Genomic DNA, 15,837 nt, shown 5'->3' with positions numbered 1-15,837 from the left:
ACGTTCGAGGCGCCGCCTCTACTTCAGGATGCGGAGCCATTAACCGTGCAAGCCGGCCCACCCGTCTTGGGAGGAAGGGTGGCGCTTACGTTCAGGGTCGACCCATTCCATTGACCGCTAATGCTCCCGGCGCAATCGCCAAGAGTGATTGTGGTCACGTCAACGCCAAGAAACGTCAGGGTGCCGATAGGCAGGCCCGTAACAGGATCGGTAGACGTGTTGGGGGTGTAAGTAGTCGTATAAGGTTCGTTGTTAAACACCAGGGCAGCGCAGTTCGCATCACCCGGATCCATATCAATATCACCCGTATTGAGCGAAGAATCCAAGGTGAGCGTGAGAACGCAATTAACAGTAATTCCCTTTGTGGCGATAACCGCTCCGGTCAAAACTCCGTTTGGAGCCGTCTGCGCCATCGCAGCAGTGCTTACAAACTGAGAACCGGCAAGAAGCGACGAATACATAATGAGTTTTGAAAGCTTGTTCATGATCATCTCCTATGGCTATTATGTATTTTAACGCAACCAACAATATTGCGCGATTAAATCTTATACTCAGAGTATTATGAGTCAAGTGATTCGAATTACTGCGACAACCTCCTTTCATCCATATATTAGCAATCTAGAATTTTGTTGTGACATTGAAGCCTATGATGCGGGGGTCGACCGTGAATATGTTGGTCGTCAAGCCGGTGTCGTCACTATTGACGAACGTGTCTGTAATTGGCGAACTGTTGAAGAGGTTCTTGATGTAGAACTGGAAAACCAGGTCACGTTCGGCGCGGGCGAAGGTGATTGCTATATTGGCGTTGTCCCAGGCGCGCAGCCGATCAAATTCAGTATTGTATATGCGCGCGAAGCTGCTCGATTGACGGTAATAGTCACCGCGAAACGTCAGTTCCCAATCATCATTGTCGAGGAAGAAAGTATATTGCGCACCGATGTTGGCTGTCATCCTCGGCGCATTGGGCAGTTCATTTCCGGACAGGTCGGCAAAGAAGCCGCGCCCGCCATTAGGGGCACCGCTACCGCCTTGAGCGATATTCAATCCGACCGTGTCCGGATTATACGGTGCGAAAAAATCATAGGTGAAGCCATATCTGTTATAATATTTGAACTTGTCCGGTACTGCCGGATTGAAGTTGCCAACCCTGGTCGCACCGGGACAAAGCCCGGCTAACGCCGCTCCATTGGGCGTCCCTCGAAATGCCAGGACCTTTTCCACCAACACGCGCGGCGCGATGCAGTTGGACGGAACCTGAAGCCAGGGCCGCAGCAGCACCCAGTCCGGATCGCCCTGTGTCCGGTTCATCACGTCAATCGATCGCGAACCGTCTTTCAGCCGCGTCTTGAGGAAACCGAGATTGCCATCGATCCGGAAGGCGCGCGAAGGGCGCCAGGCCGCTTCGAATTCCAGGCCCATGCTCGTCGCACCGAAATTTTCATTGTACGCAATGCGGTCGACGATCTGCGAGATCTGGTAGTCCTTGTAATCGTAGAAGAACGCGTTGGCATTGAATGTGAGGCGCCCGCCATTGAAGCTGTTCTTGATGCCGATTTCGAAGGCGTTGACAAATTCCGGCCGGAAGGTCTGCGGCAGGAACTGGTACTGGACGATCGCCGGGTTGAAATCGACCCGCGGCGGGTTGGTGCCGCCACCCTTGTAGCCGCGCGAGGCCGACAGGTAGATCAGCGTATCATCCGTAAAACCGAGATTCGGTTTCCAGTCGAGCACCGCGCGCCCGGTGAACTCGTTCCATGTCTGTTTGATATCGGGCAGCGCCGGATAGCCGCTATTGACTCGACCGCCGCTGGTGTCGCCCACCGCAATCGGCGGCAGTTCAGTCCCCCCGGCCAAGAGCAACTGGCTGGGAATCTGGGTCGATATCTTTCTGTCACGCGTATAGCGGGCACCGAGCGTCAGTTTCAGATCGTCAGCGACTTTCCAGTAAAGCTCGCCAAACAGGCCCAGGCTTTTGATCCGAACGCCATTCTGGCTGAGGAAATAATTATGGCCCTGATTGTCCAGGCTATCGATCGGATTGCGATCGACATAGGGGCATTCGCGCCCCTCATAGCCGAGATCGCAGGCGGGCTGCGTAGGGACACGCGGACCTCCGCCGAGATTGCCGGCGTTATAAAACCAGTCACCGATAAGGGTGAACATGTTATTGAAGACGTAATAATCGTCCTTCGATTTGAAATCGAGATAGTTGACGCCAAGGTTGAAATTGATCGGGCCGCTAAAGCTGGATTGCAGGCGAAACTCTTGCGACCATTGACGATTGCGCGAGCGACTGAGATCCGCGGACACCATGCGATCGGAACAACCAAGCTGCGAGTCGCAGAAGATTCCCCCCGGCGTGGGTCCGGGATATTTCGCCGTGTCGATCGGCTTGCCGAAGATATCAAGGAGCCCGGGTGCCGTCGAATTGTTGAATATCGGATTGGTGACGAAACGATTATAGTCTTGCGTCGAATAGAAATAATCGCGCGCATAGGCGGTCTGTGACACCAGCTGCAATCCATCCGACGGCTCGAATTGCAGATTGAGCTGAATCACATCGTTTTTCGCGCGAAACACCGGATCGTAGCTGGTCGAAATCTCACGCAGATTGCGCGACTGGGTCACGCCGGCAAAAGGATCGACGCCAGGTGTGACGGCAAAGACCTGCGGCCCCCTGGATCCATTTGGATTGCGTTGAAAGCCGATGCCGATCGTCGAAGGAACCTCGAGATAAACCAGGCTGCGGCCATTGGGCGTGCCAAACGCCGCGTCGTCATAGAGCGAGCCTGGCAAGCAGCCCTGGCTGGTCCTGCCAGCCAGGAGCGCGGGCACGGCGACATTGCCGACCTTCGTCAGTCCGGGATCGGTGGTGCACAGCTGTTTGCCCGTGCGCGAGCGATTATCGTCTTCCTGGAAATGCTGCCAGATGACATTGGCCTTGAACCGGTCACTCGGCTCCCACTCCAACGTCCCCCGCGTCGACCAGAGATTGCGGCCGTTGACGCGCTTTTGCGTGAATGTGTTGTAATCGAAGCCGTCGCGCTTGGTCCAGGCGCCCGCAACGCGGATGCCCAGCGTATTGCCGAGCGGCACGTTGAGCATGCCGCTCAATCGCGTGGTGCTGAAACTGCCGACCTCGCCCTTCAGTTCACCGGCGAAATCGGGACCCGGCAGCGCCGGGATCACATTGACCACGCCCGCCGTCGCGTTGCGGCCATAGAGGGTGCCCTGCGGACCGCGCAGGACCTCGACCCGCTGCAGATCGAAGAATTCGGATTCGAACAACCGGTTGCGCACCAGCGGCGTGTTGTTGAAACTCACTGCGACCGCCGGGTCGCTCGATGCCGATACGGCCTTGGTCCCGATCCCGCGGATCGAGAAATTATACATGCTGAAATTGCCCTTGGAGAAGTTCACGTTGGGAACAGCCCGCAGCAACTCCGACCCGCCCTCGATCTTGCGGTCGTCCAGCGCGCCCGCTGACAATGCGGTCATCGCGATCGGAACGTCCTGGATGCGCTCCTCGCGCTTCTGCGCGGTAACGATGATGTCCGGGCCATTGTCCTCGGCCGGCACCAGCTCGCTCGACTGGGGAGGCAGCGTGCTCGCAGCGGGCTGGGCGGCAGTGACGGTCTTTGCGGCGGCGCTTTCCGCCGGTGCAACCACAAACATGTTGCCGTTGCGGCGATAGCTCATGCCGGTATTCTGGAGCAGCGTCCGCAATGCCGCCTCCGGCGCCGCACGCTGGCGATAACCGACGCTGCGCTTGCCGCGAATCGCATCGCCATCGAAGATCACCTGAAGCCCCGATGTCCGGGCAAAGGCATGCAGCGCGCCACCAAGATCCTGCGCCGGGATATCGAAATTATACAGCTGCTGCGCAAAAGCGGGCGACGGCGCGATACACACAGCGATCGCAATGCTGGCGATTCCGGAAAACAAGCGCAGCCGAGATGTCATGTAGCCTCCCCTATGATGAGAGGTCGATGTCGCCCCTCCTATGAAATGAGACGCAGGACTGTCATTTTTGCGCCCGTTTTTTTTCAGGGAGGGGCCTGGCGGCGCTGATAAGCGTTATTTTTCCGTCTTCGCGTTTGACAGAAATCGGGAAAAGCGAGGTCAAGCCGCTGACGAAGCTTTGCGTGTCGCCCGCGTCGAATACGCCATTCACCCGATAGCGCGCTGCTGCGGCATCCCCGACGACGATCGGCGTATCGGTATAGCGATTGATGCGCTCAACCGCGCTGACCAGCGGTTCATCCACAAAGTCGAGCCGGCCAGCTTCCCACGACAGCGATCGCTCCGTTTCCGCGGGCACAACCTTGGTCAAGCCAGAGGAAAGACTGGCAACCAGTTCCTCGCCTGACCGAAGCTGATCGACATGACCGATAGCGGCTGCAGGCGCCGATGCCATGTTCGCGGTCGGCTGCGCGAGCACAGCGACCTGCCCTTCATACAGCAGGACGCGCATCTGGTTGTGCAGCAGTTCGACACTGAAGGCAGTGCCGGTCGCAACAACCGTCTTGTCGCCCGCCGTCACGGCGAATGGCCGCAGCGGATCCTTTGCCACGTCGAATTTCGCACGGCCATGTTCCAGCACGATCGCCCGTCTGCCGTCAGTATAGGCAACCGTGACCTGGCTGGACGCGTCCAGCGAGACACTCGACCCGTCCTCAAGGCGCACAAGCTGCCGCTCGCCGACACCGGTGGTGTAGACATCGGGCCCGCCTGCCAGATGCCAGACACTGCCCCCGATCATCAGCATCACCGCCGCCGCAGCAGCCAGGCCGCGGTACCAGCTGGCGCGGCGCGAGCCCGTCCACCTGTCATCGCGCTCGCGGGCGTTCGTCTCCATGGCATTCAGCGCTTTCGCGCGCAGTGCCAGGAATTCCGGCATATCGGCGGTGGCGTCGATATTCTTCCACACCGCCACCATCTCGTCGAGCACCTGCTGATGACGCGGGTCGGACCTCAGCCAGACATCATAGGCTTCCCGCTCCGCTTCGGTGAGATGGCGGTCGGCGAGCCGGTAGCACCACTCGGCAGCCTGCTCTTCATATCCCAGCGGCGTATCGTCATCATCCATCGGGGTCATGACCGATCCCCCACACGGCGAGCGAGGAATACGAGAGCGCGAGTGATATGTTTTTCAACGGTGCGCACATTGAATCCGAAATTGTCCGCGATGGTCTGTTTGTGAATGTTCTCAACGCGATAAAGGATGAATATCTGTTGTGTCGGCTCCGGCAATGCCTGGATGGCGGCCCAGAGAATTCTGATGGTTTCCCGTGCCGCCGCGATCCGATGCGGATCGAGCGCATCGACGTTAACACCGTGTTCCCCGGTAACCGACATTCGATAAGACGAGCGCACCCGATCTCGTCGCCAACTGTCGCGCAGCAAATTCGTCGCAATGCGGAAGATGAAGGCTTCGGTCGAATCGACGGTCTCGACCCTGGATTGCGCAAGCCGGATAAATACCTCCTGCGTCATGTCCTCCGCTTCGGCATGACTTGCTGCTCGCCGGGAAAAAAACGCAATCAGTGCCGGCCGAAACTTCCGGGTGAGGGCTTCCAGATCGGATATAGCTTCGGCAGCCACGCGTTACCCCAGTTAATACTCTCATTCATAGAGACGCACACATAGCAACATCGCGCCCTAAAATCTCTTGGGGGCTTTTTCATTCCACCACGTGCCGCCGGCCGTGACGGAAAATCGCACCCGTATGGGGTGGATGGACCTTGAACGAAACGCCTTCGCTCGACATCCGCGCAACGAAAAAGGCCCGGCAGGTTTCCCCGCCGGGCCCGAATTCTGTCGTTCGGCCGCGCCCTAGTTCCGGCTGGAACCGAAGAGACGCAGGATGAACAGGAACATGTTGATGAAGTCGAGATACAGCGACAGCGCCGACATGATGACCACACGGCCTTCATCTGCGGTTCCCGCGACATGGGCGTACAGGCTCTTGGTACGCTGCGTATCATAGGCGGTGAGGCCCGCGAAGATCAGCACACCCACCGCGCTGATGATGAGCGTCATCGTGCGTTGTGCTTCCGGCGCCAGGAATATGCTGACGATGCTGGCCACGATCAGCCCGACAAGTCCCATGATCAGGAAGGTCGCGATCGCCGACAGGTCGCGCTTGGTGGTGTAGCCGTAGAGCGAGAGAGCGGCAAAGCCCGCTGCGGTGGCGAAGAACGCACCGGCGATCGACGTTCCGGTATATTGCAGGAAGATCGTCGAAAGCGACAACCCCATGGTGGTCGCGAAGCCCCAGAACATCGCCTGAAGCGTACCGAACGACATCCGTCCCTGACCGAAGCTCATCGCAAAGACAAAGCCAAGCGGCGCGAACATGATGACATATTTCAGGATGCCGGGGTTCATGAACACCGCCTCGGCATAGCCCGTCGCTGCGAACAGCATCGCGACGACGCCCGTGAGCAGGATGCCCGAGGTCATGTAATTATAGACGGACAGCATATAGGCGCGGAGACCCGCGTCGTACGCTTCCGTACGCGCGCCCGCCGGCGCAAAGGGCGCGGCGTTCGGCCGTGGGTCAGACCAATTAGCCATGTCGAATAAACTCCTATGCCCGGCTTTATGCCGGATAGGCGGAATATCGCCGTTCCGGCCCCGTTTTTCAAGTAAAAGCGATTGGCGTTGGCCGTGCGACACAGGCTAAAGCGGCGCGATGCATCGATTGTTCGTCGCACTCCGCCCGCCACTTGCGATCCGCGATACCCTGGCCGACATCATGGACGGCGTGCCGGAGGCGCGCTGGCAGGATGATGAGCAACTCCATCTGACACTGCGCTATATCGGCGAAGTGGATCGCCGCACGGCCGAGGATGTCGCCGATGCGCTGAGCCGGATCCACGCCCCGGCGATCGAGGCGCAACTGGCCGGTGTCGGTCAGTTCGATCGCAAGGGCCGCACTCACACGCTTTGGGCCGGCGTAACGCCTGCGGACCCCCTTGCAGCACTTCACCGCAAGATCGATCAGGCGCTGATCCGCTTCGGCTTCACCGCCGAGGAGCGCGCCTATCTGCCGCACATCACGCTGGCCCGCATGACCGGGGCGGCGGGAACCGCTCCCGAGATCGGGCATTGGCTTGAAGCGCATGCCGCGCTGACCAGCGAACCGTTCCGGCTTGAGCATGTGATCCTGTTCGAAAGTCACCTCGGCCAGGGTGGCGCCCGCTATGACTCGATCGCGCGCTGGCCGCTGTTTTGAGGGTCGGGGGTGCCCGCTCTGGCACCTGATCCGTCAAGCGCCGGGATCGACTGCGCCGCGCCGCCCAGGCCGTCGATCGAATAGCCCCGGCGCCTGGCGACGCGATAGGCAATGGTCACCGACGATGCGGCGATCAGCACCCCGAGGAACGCGACGAAGATCGAATCCGCCGCCAGCAAGATCATCCCGAGCCGGCCCGGCCTGACAATCGCCAGGCCGCCAAGGACATAATGGACGATCATCGGCGGCAGCATGATCACCAGCGTGAAGGCAAAGCCCCGGAGCAATTGTCCCATCGACTGGCGCAGCGCGAAGATCGGCGTTGCCTTTGGATCGCCGACGGCGGCACCGACGATCCACGGCGTCAGCGCGACCTGTAGCAGCAATGACCCCAGCATGAAGCTGATCAGGACGATCAGAACGAGTGCCCGGCTCATCCCGTCCATCGGCAGGGCCTGGATGCCCTGCATCGCCACGCCGATCACCAGCGTGAACAGAATGACCATCGAAAAGCGGCGCAGCGCGTCACGGTCGGATGCGAAGGCATGGGAGATATCCTCTCCACCAAGCGCGAAGCGCGCGATCCAGTAGATGACGAATTCAAGCAGGATCGTCTTGACCGTACCGATCGCCATTCGCGCCGGGTGAAATTGCGCGGCTTTCGCCGCTTCCGGCGAAGCGTACATTCCCGTCAGCCACTCCGCGACATGCTGCGCGCCCTCGACCGCAATGATCGCCAGCACGATTAACGGTGCGGCCTTCATGAAACGCCAGGTCAGGCCATAGGTATAGCGGATCGCGCGCAGCATCATTCGGCTCCTTCCTGATGATCGGACTCCTCGCGCCGGTCCGGATCGTATCCGATCAGGTCACCCGGCAGGCAATCGAGTTCGCGGCACAGCGCCTCAAGCGTGGAAAAGCGGATCGCCTTGGCCTTGCCGGTCTTCAGGATCGACAGGTTGGCGAGCGTGATGTCGACGCGGTCGGCCAATTCGGTCAGGGTCATGCGCCGGGCGTGCAGCAGCTCGTCGAGATCGATGCGGATCGGCATCGCGTCAGACCATACCCTGCAGGTCGTCGCGCATCGCCGCCCCTTGTGCGAACACATGCGACAGAATGAACAGCAGCAGCACCGCGAGCCAGCCGGTCAGCGAAAAATTCCAGCCGAAATATTCATGCGTCGCCGCGCTCAACGGCACGACGACCAGGCCGTAAATCAGATCGAGAAACTGGATCGCCAGCAACGCCCAGGCAATATCACGCAAGCGCCGTGCATTGGCCGCGACAAATGGATCGCCGGCTGCCACCGTCGCCACGATCGCGGCGAGGCGGCGGAAGATAACATGCGCGGCGCAGGCTACGACGATCCCGAGCAGCAGGACCGTCCGCATCGAACAAAGCACCAGCACCAGCTGCTCGCCCCCGAAGCGCCGCACGATATGCGCACTGACTGCGGGTTCGGCGACGATGCTGGCCAGGATGATGAGCGCAAAGCCCCCCGCACACATCCAATTGAGGACGAGCAGCACGGGGATCAGGCCACGGACGAACTTGACCATATCATTCCTCGATTCGTTATCGAAAAACGATATGATCCTTATCGAATAACGGCAATACTTTTATTCCGGCATGCCCGCCGGCACCCGTTACGACGCCCCGAACACCCCGCACGCGATCCGCGCACCGCTGTTCCCCGACGGATCGGTCATCAGATCGTCGGCGGCGGCATGGACCACCAGCGCCGACCCGTCGCCGTCAAGCAGCCCGGCCATCGTTGCGCCCGGGATCGTGATGCCCAACGTGCCGCGGCCATCGGTGCCGATGATCAGATTGGGCAGGTCGCCCTCATGCGGCCCTTGCGGGTTCATCGACCCATGCTTCATGCCCGTCGGGTTCCAATGCCCGCCGGCACTGGTGAAGTCAGGCCCTTCGCACAGCCCGGTGGTATGGACATGCGCGCCGTGCGTGCCGGGCGGCATCGCCTTCGCATCGATGGTGAAGCGAAGGCCGCCTGCCACCTCGCTTGCGGTGACCCGGCCGACCTCGGCGCCCGCCGCGGTCCTGAGCGTCGCGACCGCATGCGCACCGCCCGCGACCGGCGTGCCGGTTTCGATCTTTTTCTCGTTGCAGCCGGCCAGCCCGAGCATCGCCAGCGCCGCCGTACCGATCAGAATCGTCCGCATATCGTGTCTCCGTGTGGCCTCAGCCGCGATGAAATTGCATGGGGAAAATTGCATTGGCCGCTGTCTATCGGGCGAACCGTTTCCAGGGGCAAGGGTTCCCTTGCAAGGATCGAAATGCCGTGCGCCTGACTCCGGGCTCGCGAGTTCGACGCCCCGAGACCGCCCGATCACCTCCTCCGAAAAGACGCTGCGCCGATCGACCCCTGTTTCTTTCGGCTCATACCGCCGGGCACCGTGGTCGACTTCCGGATGTATCTGCGGTGTTTTCTCTCTCAACCGGTCTAATTTATGGTTTTTGAGGCACCCCCGATTCAGCCTGCGCAGTTTTTACCATAATTTCCCTTCGTATTGTACAATTGATGCGTCAAAACTGCCGTTGTCGTAATGATATTATGTGCGCGTAATTTAGTCCGATATCAGCGAAATCTATCCGGTTTTGCACCGGATTTATACCCGGCTGTCCCATTGCGCTTCTTCCGAAATTGGCAGACCAATTAGGCTCTGCCGAAGAAGCCAAACAGGCTCTCGGTGCCGATAACGAAAGGAGAGATGTCATGTACCGCAAGCCTGGCTGGAGCATTCTTCAATCCACATTGGTGACAACAGCCGCCATATTCTTCTCGTTTACTTTCCTGGCAGCCGCCCTTTCCGGGGTGATTGCCTGATCAAGGAAGCTCGTCGCCCGATGGGCGGCGAGCTTTTCGGGAGACCCGATATGTCCAGCTTCTACAAAATGAATATGCGCGCCCTTCCCGATGTAACGGAAGTCGCACTCGCTGTCGGAGCCATTATTCGCGCCCAGTTGGACAGCCCACGCGGGAATGGACCGAAACATACTTTTGTCTGGCTTTCGCGGCGAATCGAAGTCGTAACCAGAATGACTGTAGGATCAGACACGATCCGCCAATTCCTCAATTCCGTGAGCAGACTCGAAACACCAAATGCTCACAGGATCAACAAGACAAACACAACACTCGAGGCTCTGTACGACTATATTGTTGGCGACTATCATCGCTTTCACCCCGATGTGCATAAGGTCTTTCTTGCCAATCGTGATGCGTTACACCTGAAGCGCCTCGCCGACGAGGATATGGCGACAATCGACGAGGTACTGGCCCCTTACGCGATTGGGACACAGCGCTGGCTTAACGTCTCCGGCCGCGACATGAGGGAATTGTCGAACAAGCTCGTCGGGAACCATTATGTGCTTCGCAAATCGACCATAAACAGTCACGAATTTATGAAATCCGAGCTATCGGTTAAATCGCATGTAAAAGACCTCACTACATACCTATCCATAACCCACCGCCATCAACAGCGATCAAAGGCATTTACCAAATCTCATGGGTTTGTTTTGCGATCTATTCGCAATGTATATGCCGCCATGCAAATAGAAGGGCATGAAGGGTTGGAACTTCTGGTACTGCGCGAAGAAATCCAGCGAGCCCCGCAATTTTTCATGGGATTCATGATCGGCGTCAATAGTGATCGTAACGTCTACGAATCCTCAGTGCTTGTCATCCCGGCCAAATCGCTATCCGATCACCGCATCAAAGAGGCGTGGGATAATCTGCCGTCTCGTTTTTCCGAAGCCAATGAGGATTTTTCCTGGTTGCTCGGGAACACCGAGCTCGGCCAGCTGGTCAAATCGGTGCTAGGCGAAGAACGCTCACGGCTGCTGCCGAGATTTGGCGACAATGAAGATTGAAACACGCGGCGAAGATTGAAGCACGCGGCGGGTCGGGACTGCCTCTCGTACCCGCCCACGCTTAACTGCCCGCGCTCAAGAATATCCGGCCGTTACCGACAGGCGGCCCATGGCGTCCATGCCCATGGCCGTCATCGTCCGCGCGCCCTTCCCCAACCCGCACCCCCTTGCTAAAGCCCGCCCGACTCTAGGCATCCGCACATGCCGCTAGCGCGCCCGCGCGGGTTTCCCGCCTCCCCGCCGCGCTCGGTACGCGCACTTAATGGAAGGATACTCCGCCACATGACCGCCATCGGCCAGGACACACTCTCCGCCCGCACCACGCTCGACGTGAACGGCACGTCCTACGACTATTATTCGCTCGCCACCGCGGCGGAGAAATATGGCGACATCTCGCGGCTCCCCTTCTCGATGAAGGTGCTGCTCGAAAACATGCTCCGCTTCGAGGACGGCAAGACCGTCACCACCGACGATGTCCAGGCAATCATCGACTGGCAGCAGGAGCGGCGCTCCGACCGCGAGATCCAGTATCGCCCCGCGCGCGTGCTGATGCAGGATTTCACTGGCGTGCCCTGCGTGGTCGATCTGGCGGCGATGCGCGACGCGATCACCAAGCTTGGCGGCGACGCAGCCAAGATCAACCCGCTGGTCCCGGTACACCTGGTCATCGATCACTCGGTGATGGTCGACGAATTCGGCACCCCCCAGGCGTTCGAGGATAACGTCGAGCTGGAATATCAGCGCAACAATGAGCGCTATGAATTCCTCAAATGGGGCTCCAAGGCGCTCGACAATTTCAAGGTCGTGCCCCCCGGTACCGGCATCTGCCACCAGGTCAATCTCGAGAATATCGCCCAGGCGATCTGGTCCTCGACCGCGATCGACGGCACCAACATCGCTTATCCCGACACCTGTGTCGGCACCGACAGCCACACCACCATGGTCAATGGCCTGGGCGTGCTCGGCTGGGGCGTCGGCGGGATCGAGGCCGAAGCCGCGATGCTCGGCCAGCCGGTGTCGATGCTCATCCCGGAAGTGGTCGGCTTCAAGCTGATCGGTGAACTGGCCGAGGGCATTACCGCCACCGATCTGGTGCTGACCGTCACGCAGATGCTCCGCGCCAAGGGCGTGGTCGGACGGTTCGTCGAATTCTTCGGCCCGGGCCTCAACGCGCTCAGCCTCGCCGACCGCGCGACGATCGCCAATATGGCGCCGGAATATGGCGCGACCTGCGGCTTCTTCCCGGTCGATGACGCAACGCTCGACTATATGCGCCTGACCGGCCGCAGCGACGAGCAGATCGCCCTGACCGAGGCCTATGCCCGCGCCCAGGGCATGTGGCGCCTCGCCGACATGCCCGACCCCGTGTTCACCGACACGCTCGAACTCGACATGGCCAATGTCGTGCCGTCGCTGGCCGGGCCGAAGCGCCCGCAGGACAAGGTCATCCTCACCGAGGTCGACGACACGTTCAACGCCGACCTCGCCAAGGTCTATAATCACGGCTCGGCCAAGCGCGTTCCGGTCGAAGGCCGCGATCACGATATCGGCGATGGCGACGTGGTGATCGCCGCGATCACCAGCTGCACCAACACCTCGAACCCGTCAGTGCTGGTCGCCGCCGGCCTGGTCGCACGCAAGGCCAATGCGTTCGGCCTGAAGCCCAAGCCCTGGGTTAAGACCTCGCTCGCGCCAGGGTCGCAGGTCGTAACCGACTATCTCGACAAGGCCGGCCTGACCACTGATCTCAATGCGGTCGGCTTCAACCTGGTCGGCTATGGCTGCACCACCTGCATCGGCAATTCCGGCCCGCTTGCCGCGCCGATCTCGGCTGCGATCAACGAGAATGACATCGTCGCCGCCTCGGTCCTGTCGGGCAACCGCAACTTCGAAGGCCGCGTCTCGCCAGACGTGCGCGCCAATTTCCTCGCCTCCCCGCCTTTGGTCGTCGCCTATGCGCTGAAGGGCACGGTGACGGAGGACTTCACCACCACCCCGATCGGCCAGGCGACCGACGGCACAGACGTCTATCTCAAGGACATCTGGCCCTCGAACGCCGAAGTCCGCGCGGTAATGGACGCCAATATCGACCGCAGCATGTTCCAGTCGCGCTACGCCCATGTCTTCACTGGCGATGCAAAGTGGCAGGCGATCGACGTGACCGGCTCCGACACCTATCAGTGGCGCGCCGGGTCGACCTATGTCGCCAACCCGCCCTATTTCGACGGCATGACGATGACCCCCGCCCCGGTGCAGGACATCATCGAGGCACGGCCGCTCGCCATTCTCGGCGATTCGATCACCACCGACCACATCTCGCCCGCCGGCAGCATCAAGGCGGATTCGCCCGCCGGCACCTATTTGCAGGAGCATCAGGTCAGCAAGGCCGACTTCAACAGCTATGGCGCGCGCCGTGGCAACCATGAAGTGATGATGCGCGGCACCTTCGCCAATATCCGCATCAAGAACGAAATGGTCCCCGGCATCGAGGGTGGCATGTCGTCCTACAAGGGCGAAGTCATGCCGATCTATGACGCCGCGATGCGCTTCAAGGCGGACGGCGTGCCGCTGGTGGTCATCGCCGGCAAGGAATATGGCACCGGATCATCGCGCGACTGGGCGGCCAAGGGCACCAATCTGCTCGGCGTCCGCGCGGTCATCACTGAAAGCTTCGAGCGCATCCATCGCTCCAACCTGGTCGGCATGGGCGTGCTGCCGCTGCAGTTCGCGGAAGGCGTGACGCGCCAGACGTTGAAGCTCGACGGCTCGGAAAGCTTCACCATCATGAAGGTCGCCGAGATCCGCCCGCGCCAGGACGTCGAGGTCACCCTGACCCGCGCCGACGGCACGGTCGAAACCTTCCTGACGCGCTGCCGCATCGATACCGTCAACGAGCTGGAATATTTCCTGCACGGCGGCATCCTGCAATATGTGCTGCGGAACCTCGCGGCTTGATCATCGCGATCGAGATTGTGGGATGGACTGGTGCCGTCCTCATTCTCGTCGCCTATTTGATGGTCTCGGCGGGCCGGTTCAGCGGCCAGTCCGCCGTATTCCAGTGGATGAATCTGGTCGGTGCGGCCTGTTTCATCGTCAACAGCGGCTCGCATGGTGCGCTGCCCTCGACCGTGTTGAACATATTATGGCTGCTGATCGGCATAGTGACGCTGTGGCGCATCGCCGGATCGGCGCGTAGGACGAAACCTCAACCGAGTTCTGGCCAAGCAAGTTCTGGCCAGTCCAATTCTGGAGAGCGACAATGAGCATGACCCTGGATTTCAACCTGGGCGAAAATGCCGACATGATCCGCGACACGACCGAGCGGTTCGCCACCGACCGGATCGCGCCACGCGCCGCCGAGATTGACGAGAGCAACAAGTTCGACCGCTCGCTCTGGCCGGAAATGGGCGAGCTCGGCCTGCACGGCATCACCGTCGAGGAAGAATGGGGCGGCCTTGGCCTTGGCTATCTCGAACATGTCGTCGCGATGGAGGAGGTCAGCCGCGCTTCCGCCTCGATCGGGCTCAGCTATGGCGCGCACTCCAACCTGTGCGTCAACCAGATCCGCCGCTGGGGCAATGATGAGCAAAAGGCGAAATATCTCCCCAAGCTGATCTCCGGCGAGCATGTCGGCAGCCTGGCCATGTCGGAGGCCGCTTCCGGCTCCGACGTCGTCTCGATGAAGCTCAAGGCGGTCTTGCAGGGCAATGACCGCTATCTGCTCAACGGCACCAAATTCTGGATCACCAATTCGACCGAGGCCGACACGCTAGTGGTCTATGCGAAGACCGATGGCGAGGCCGGCCCGCGCGGCATCACTGCCTTCCTGATCGAAAAGGGCATGCCCGGTTTCTCGGTGTCGAAGAAGCTCGACAAGATGGGCATGCGCGGTTCCGATACCGCCGAGCTGGTGTTCGAGGACTGCGAAGTCCCGGCCGAGAACATCATGGGCCCGCTCAATGGCGGCGTCGGCGTGCTGATGTCGGGCCTTGACTATGAGCGGGCGGTGCTCGCCGCCGGGCCGATCGGCATCATGCAGGCGTGCCTCGACGTGGTGCTGCCCTATGTGCGCGAGCGCAAGCAGTTCGGCACGCCGATCGGCAGCTTCCAGCTGATGCAGGCCAAGATCGCCGACATGTATGTCGCGCTCAATTCGGCGCGCGCCTATGTCTATGCCGTCGCGCGCGCCTGCGATGCGGGCAAGACGACGCGCTTCGACGCGGCCGGCGCGATCCTGCTCGCTTCCGAAAATGCCGTGAAGACCTCGCTAGAGGCAATTCAGGCACTGGGCGGCGCGGGCTATACCAAGGAATGGCCGGTCGAACGCTTCCTGCGCGACGCCAAGCTCTATGATATCGGCGCCGGCACCAACGAAATCCGCCGCTTCCTGATCGGGCGCGAACTGATCGGCGCCTGATCCTCGAAACGCCTGCGGCCGGCGCGACTCATTGGGTCGCGCCGTTTTGCAGGAAGACGACATAGCCCCGGAAGTTCGGATTTGAGTCCAACCCGGCGGGCGGATGCCATTCGCCGTCTTGCAGCAGGCCGATCCGGAATGGCGTCTTCATGCGATCGAGCCGGGAGAGGTAAGTCGCATAGCCCGGGATGACCCGGCGGCCCTGATAGATTTGCAGCACGATCTCATCGACCGTGCCGGCCAGTGCGTCGAGCCCCTTGGGGTCGCCATTGGCGCTCCAGTCGAGCAA

The 15,837-nt window shown here is 60.4% G+C and carries 14 protein-coding genes and 1 pseudogene; 5 read left to right on the top strand and 10 right to left on the bottom strand.

The window, feature by feature from the left end:
* Positions 1 to 23 precede the first annotated feature (23 nt).
* The 5 genes from ACRECS_RS12795 to ACRECS_RS12775 form a co-directional block, all read right to left on the bottom strand.
* Positions 24 to 485: a hypothetical protein gene (locus ACRECS_RS12795; protein ID WP_431583351.1), complete on the bottom strand. Its 462-nt coding sequence runs from the start codon at positions 483 to 485 to the stop codon at positions 24 to 26.
* Between the two features lie 133 nt (positions 486 to 618).
* Positions 619 to 3,963 (bottom strand): TonB-dependent receptor domain-containing protein, encoded by a 3,345-nt coding sequence (locus ACRECS_RS12790; RefSeq protein ID WP_431583350.1) that lies wholly within the window; start codon positions 3,961 to 3,963, stop codon positions 619 to 621.
* 61 nt (positions 3,964 to 4,024) lie between these two features.
* Positions 4,025 to 5,098, bottom strand: coding sequence for a FecR family protein (locus tag ACRECS_RS12785; RefSeq protein WP_431583349.1), 1,074 nt, complete (start codon positions 5,096 to 5,098; stop codon positions 4,025 to 4,027).
* Positions 5,095 to 5,604: an RNA polymerase sigma factor gene (locus ACRECS_RS12780; protein ID WP_431583348.1), complete on the bottom strand. Its 510-nt coding sequence runs from the start codon at positions 5,602 to 5,604 to the stop codon at positions 5,095 to 5,097. Before ACRECS_RS12780 ends, ACRECS_RS12785 begins: the two co-directional genes overlap by 4 nt.
* Positions 5,605 to 5,835: 231 nt before the next feature.
* The gene (locus ACRECS_RS12775; protein WP_431583347.1) at positions 5,836 to 6,579 is read right to left on the bottom strand and encodes a Bax inhibitor-1/YccA family protein; all 744 of its coding nucleotides are present in this window, start codon (positions 6,577 to 6,579) and stop codon (positions 5,836 to 5,838) included.
* A 118-nt stretch (positions 6,580 to 6,697) separates the two neighbouring features.
* Here ACRECS_RS12775 and thpR point away from each other — a divergent pair, with 118 nt between their 5' ends.
* Positions 6,698 to 7,240, top strand: a complete 543-nt coding sequence (gene thpR, locus ACRECS_RS12770) for an RNA 2',3'-cyclic phosphodiesterase (RefSeq protein WP_431583346.1) — start codon at positions 6,698 to 6,700, stop codon at positions 7,238 to 7,240.
* Here thpR and ACRECS_RS12765 read toward each other — a convergent pair.
* From ACRECS_RS12765 to ACRECS_RS12750, 4 genes are all read right to left on the bottom strand, one after another.
* The gene (locus ACRECS_RS12765; protein WP_431583345.1) at positions 7,207 to 8,049 is read right to left on the bottom strand and encodes a hypothetical protein; all 843 of its coding nucleotides are present in this window, start codon (positions 8,047 to 8,049) and stop codon (positions 7,207 to 7,209) included. The two genes, thpR and ACRECS_RS12765, sit on opposite strands and share 34 nt — an antisense overlap.
* Positions 8,049 to 8,291, bottom strand: a complete 243-nt coding sequence (locus ACRECS_RS12760) for a helix-turn-helix domain-containing protein (protein ID WP_431583344.1) — start codon at positions 8,289 to 8,291, stop codon at positions 8,049 to 8,051. Before ACRECS_RS12760 ends, ACRECS_RS12765 begins: the two co-directional genes overlap by 1 nt.
* Before the next feature lie 4 nt (positions 8,292 to 8,295).
* Positions 8,296 to 8,799 carry a DUF2975 domain-containing protein gene (locus ACRECS_RS12755; protein ID WP_431583343.1) on the bottom strand — a complete coding sequence of 168 codons (504 nt, stop codon included), beginning with the start codon at positions 8,797 to 8,799 and terminating at the stop codon, positions 8,296 to 8,298.
* An 87-nt stretch (positions 8,800 to 8,886) separates the two neighbouring features.
* A complete protein-coding gene (locus ACRECS_RS12750; protein ID WP_431583342.1) occupies positions 8,887 to 9,423 on the bottom strand; it encodes a superoxide dismutase family protein in 537 nt (178 codons plus the stop codon).
* Between the two features lie 715 nt (positions 9,424 to 10,138).
* Here ACRECS_RS12750 and ACRECS_RS12745 point away from each other — a divergent pair.
* From ACRECS_RS12745 to ACRECS_RS12730, 4 genes are all read left to right on the top strand, one after another.
* Positions 10,139 to 11,131 (top strand): hypothetical protein, encoded by a 993-nt coding sequence (locus ACRECS_RS12745; protein ID WP_431583341.1) that lies wholly within the window; start codon positions 10,139 to 10,141, stop codon positions 11,129 to 11,131.
* 282 nt (positions 11,132 to 11,413) lie between these two features.
* Positions 11,414 to 14,086 (top strand): aconitate hydratase AcnA, encoded by a 2,673-nt coding sequence (acnA, locus tag ACRECS_RS12740; RefSeq protein WP_431583340.1) that lies wholly within the window; start codon positions 11,414 to 11,416, stop codon positions 14,084 to 14,086.
* On the top strand, positions 14,083 to 14,394 hold the full coding sequence (locus ACRECS_RS12735; protein WP_431583339.1) for a CBU_0592 family membrane protein: 312 nt from the start codon (positions 14,083 to 14,085) through the stop codon (positions 14,392 to 14,394). Before acnA ends, ACRECS_RS12735 begins: the two co-directional genes overlap by 4 nt.
* Positions 14,391 to 15,548 carry an isovaleryl-CoA dehydrogenase gene (locus tag ACRECS_RS12730; RefSeq protein WP_431583338.1) on the top strand — a complete coding sequence of 386 codons (1,158 nt, stop codon included), beginning with the start codon at positions 14,391 to 14,393 and terminating at the stop codon, positions 15,546 to 15,548. Before ACRECS_RS12735 ends, ACRECS_RS12730 begins: the two co-directional genes overlap by 4 nt.
* 28 nt (positions 15,549 to 15,576) lie before the next feature.
* Here the strand turns inward: ACRECS_RS12730 and ACRECS_RS12725 are convergent.
* Positions 15,577 to 15,837 (bottom strand): annotated as a pseudogene (locus ACRECS_RS12725) (DUF3142 domain-containing protein); the annotation flags it as partial.

Origin of the sequence: Sphingomonas sp., from assembly GCF_050725575.1 — a bacterium.
Classification (GTDB): domain Bacteria; phylum Pseudomonadota; class Alphaproteobacteria; order Sphingomonadales; family Sphingomonadaceae; genus Sphingomonas.
Note: the sequence above shows the minus strand (reverse complement) of the source record. Positions and strands in the feature narration are given on the sequence as shown.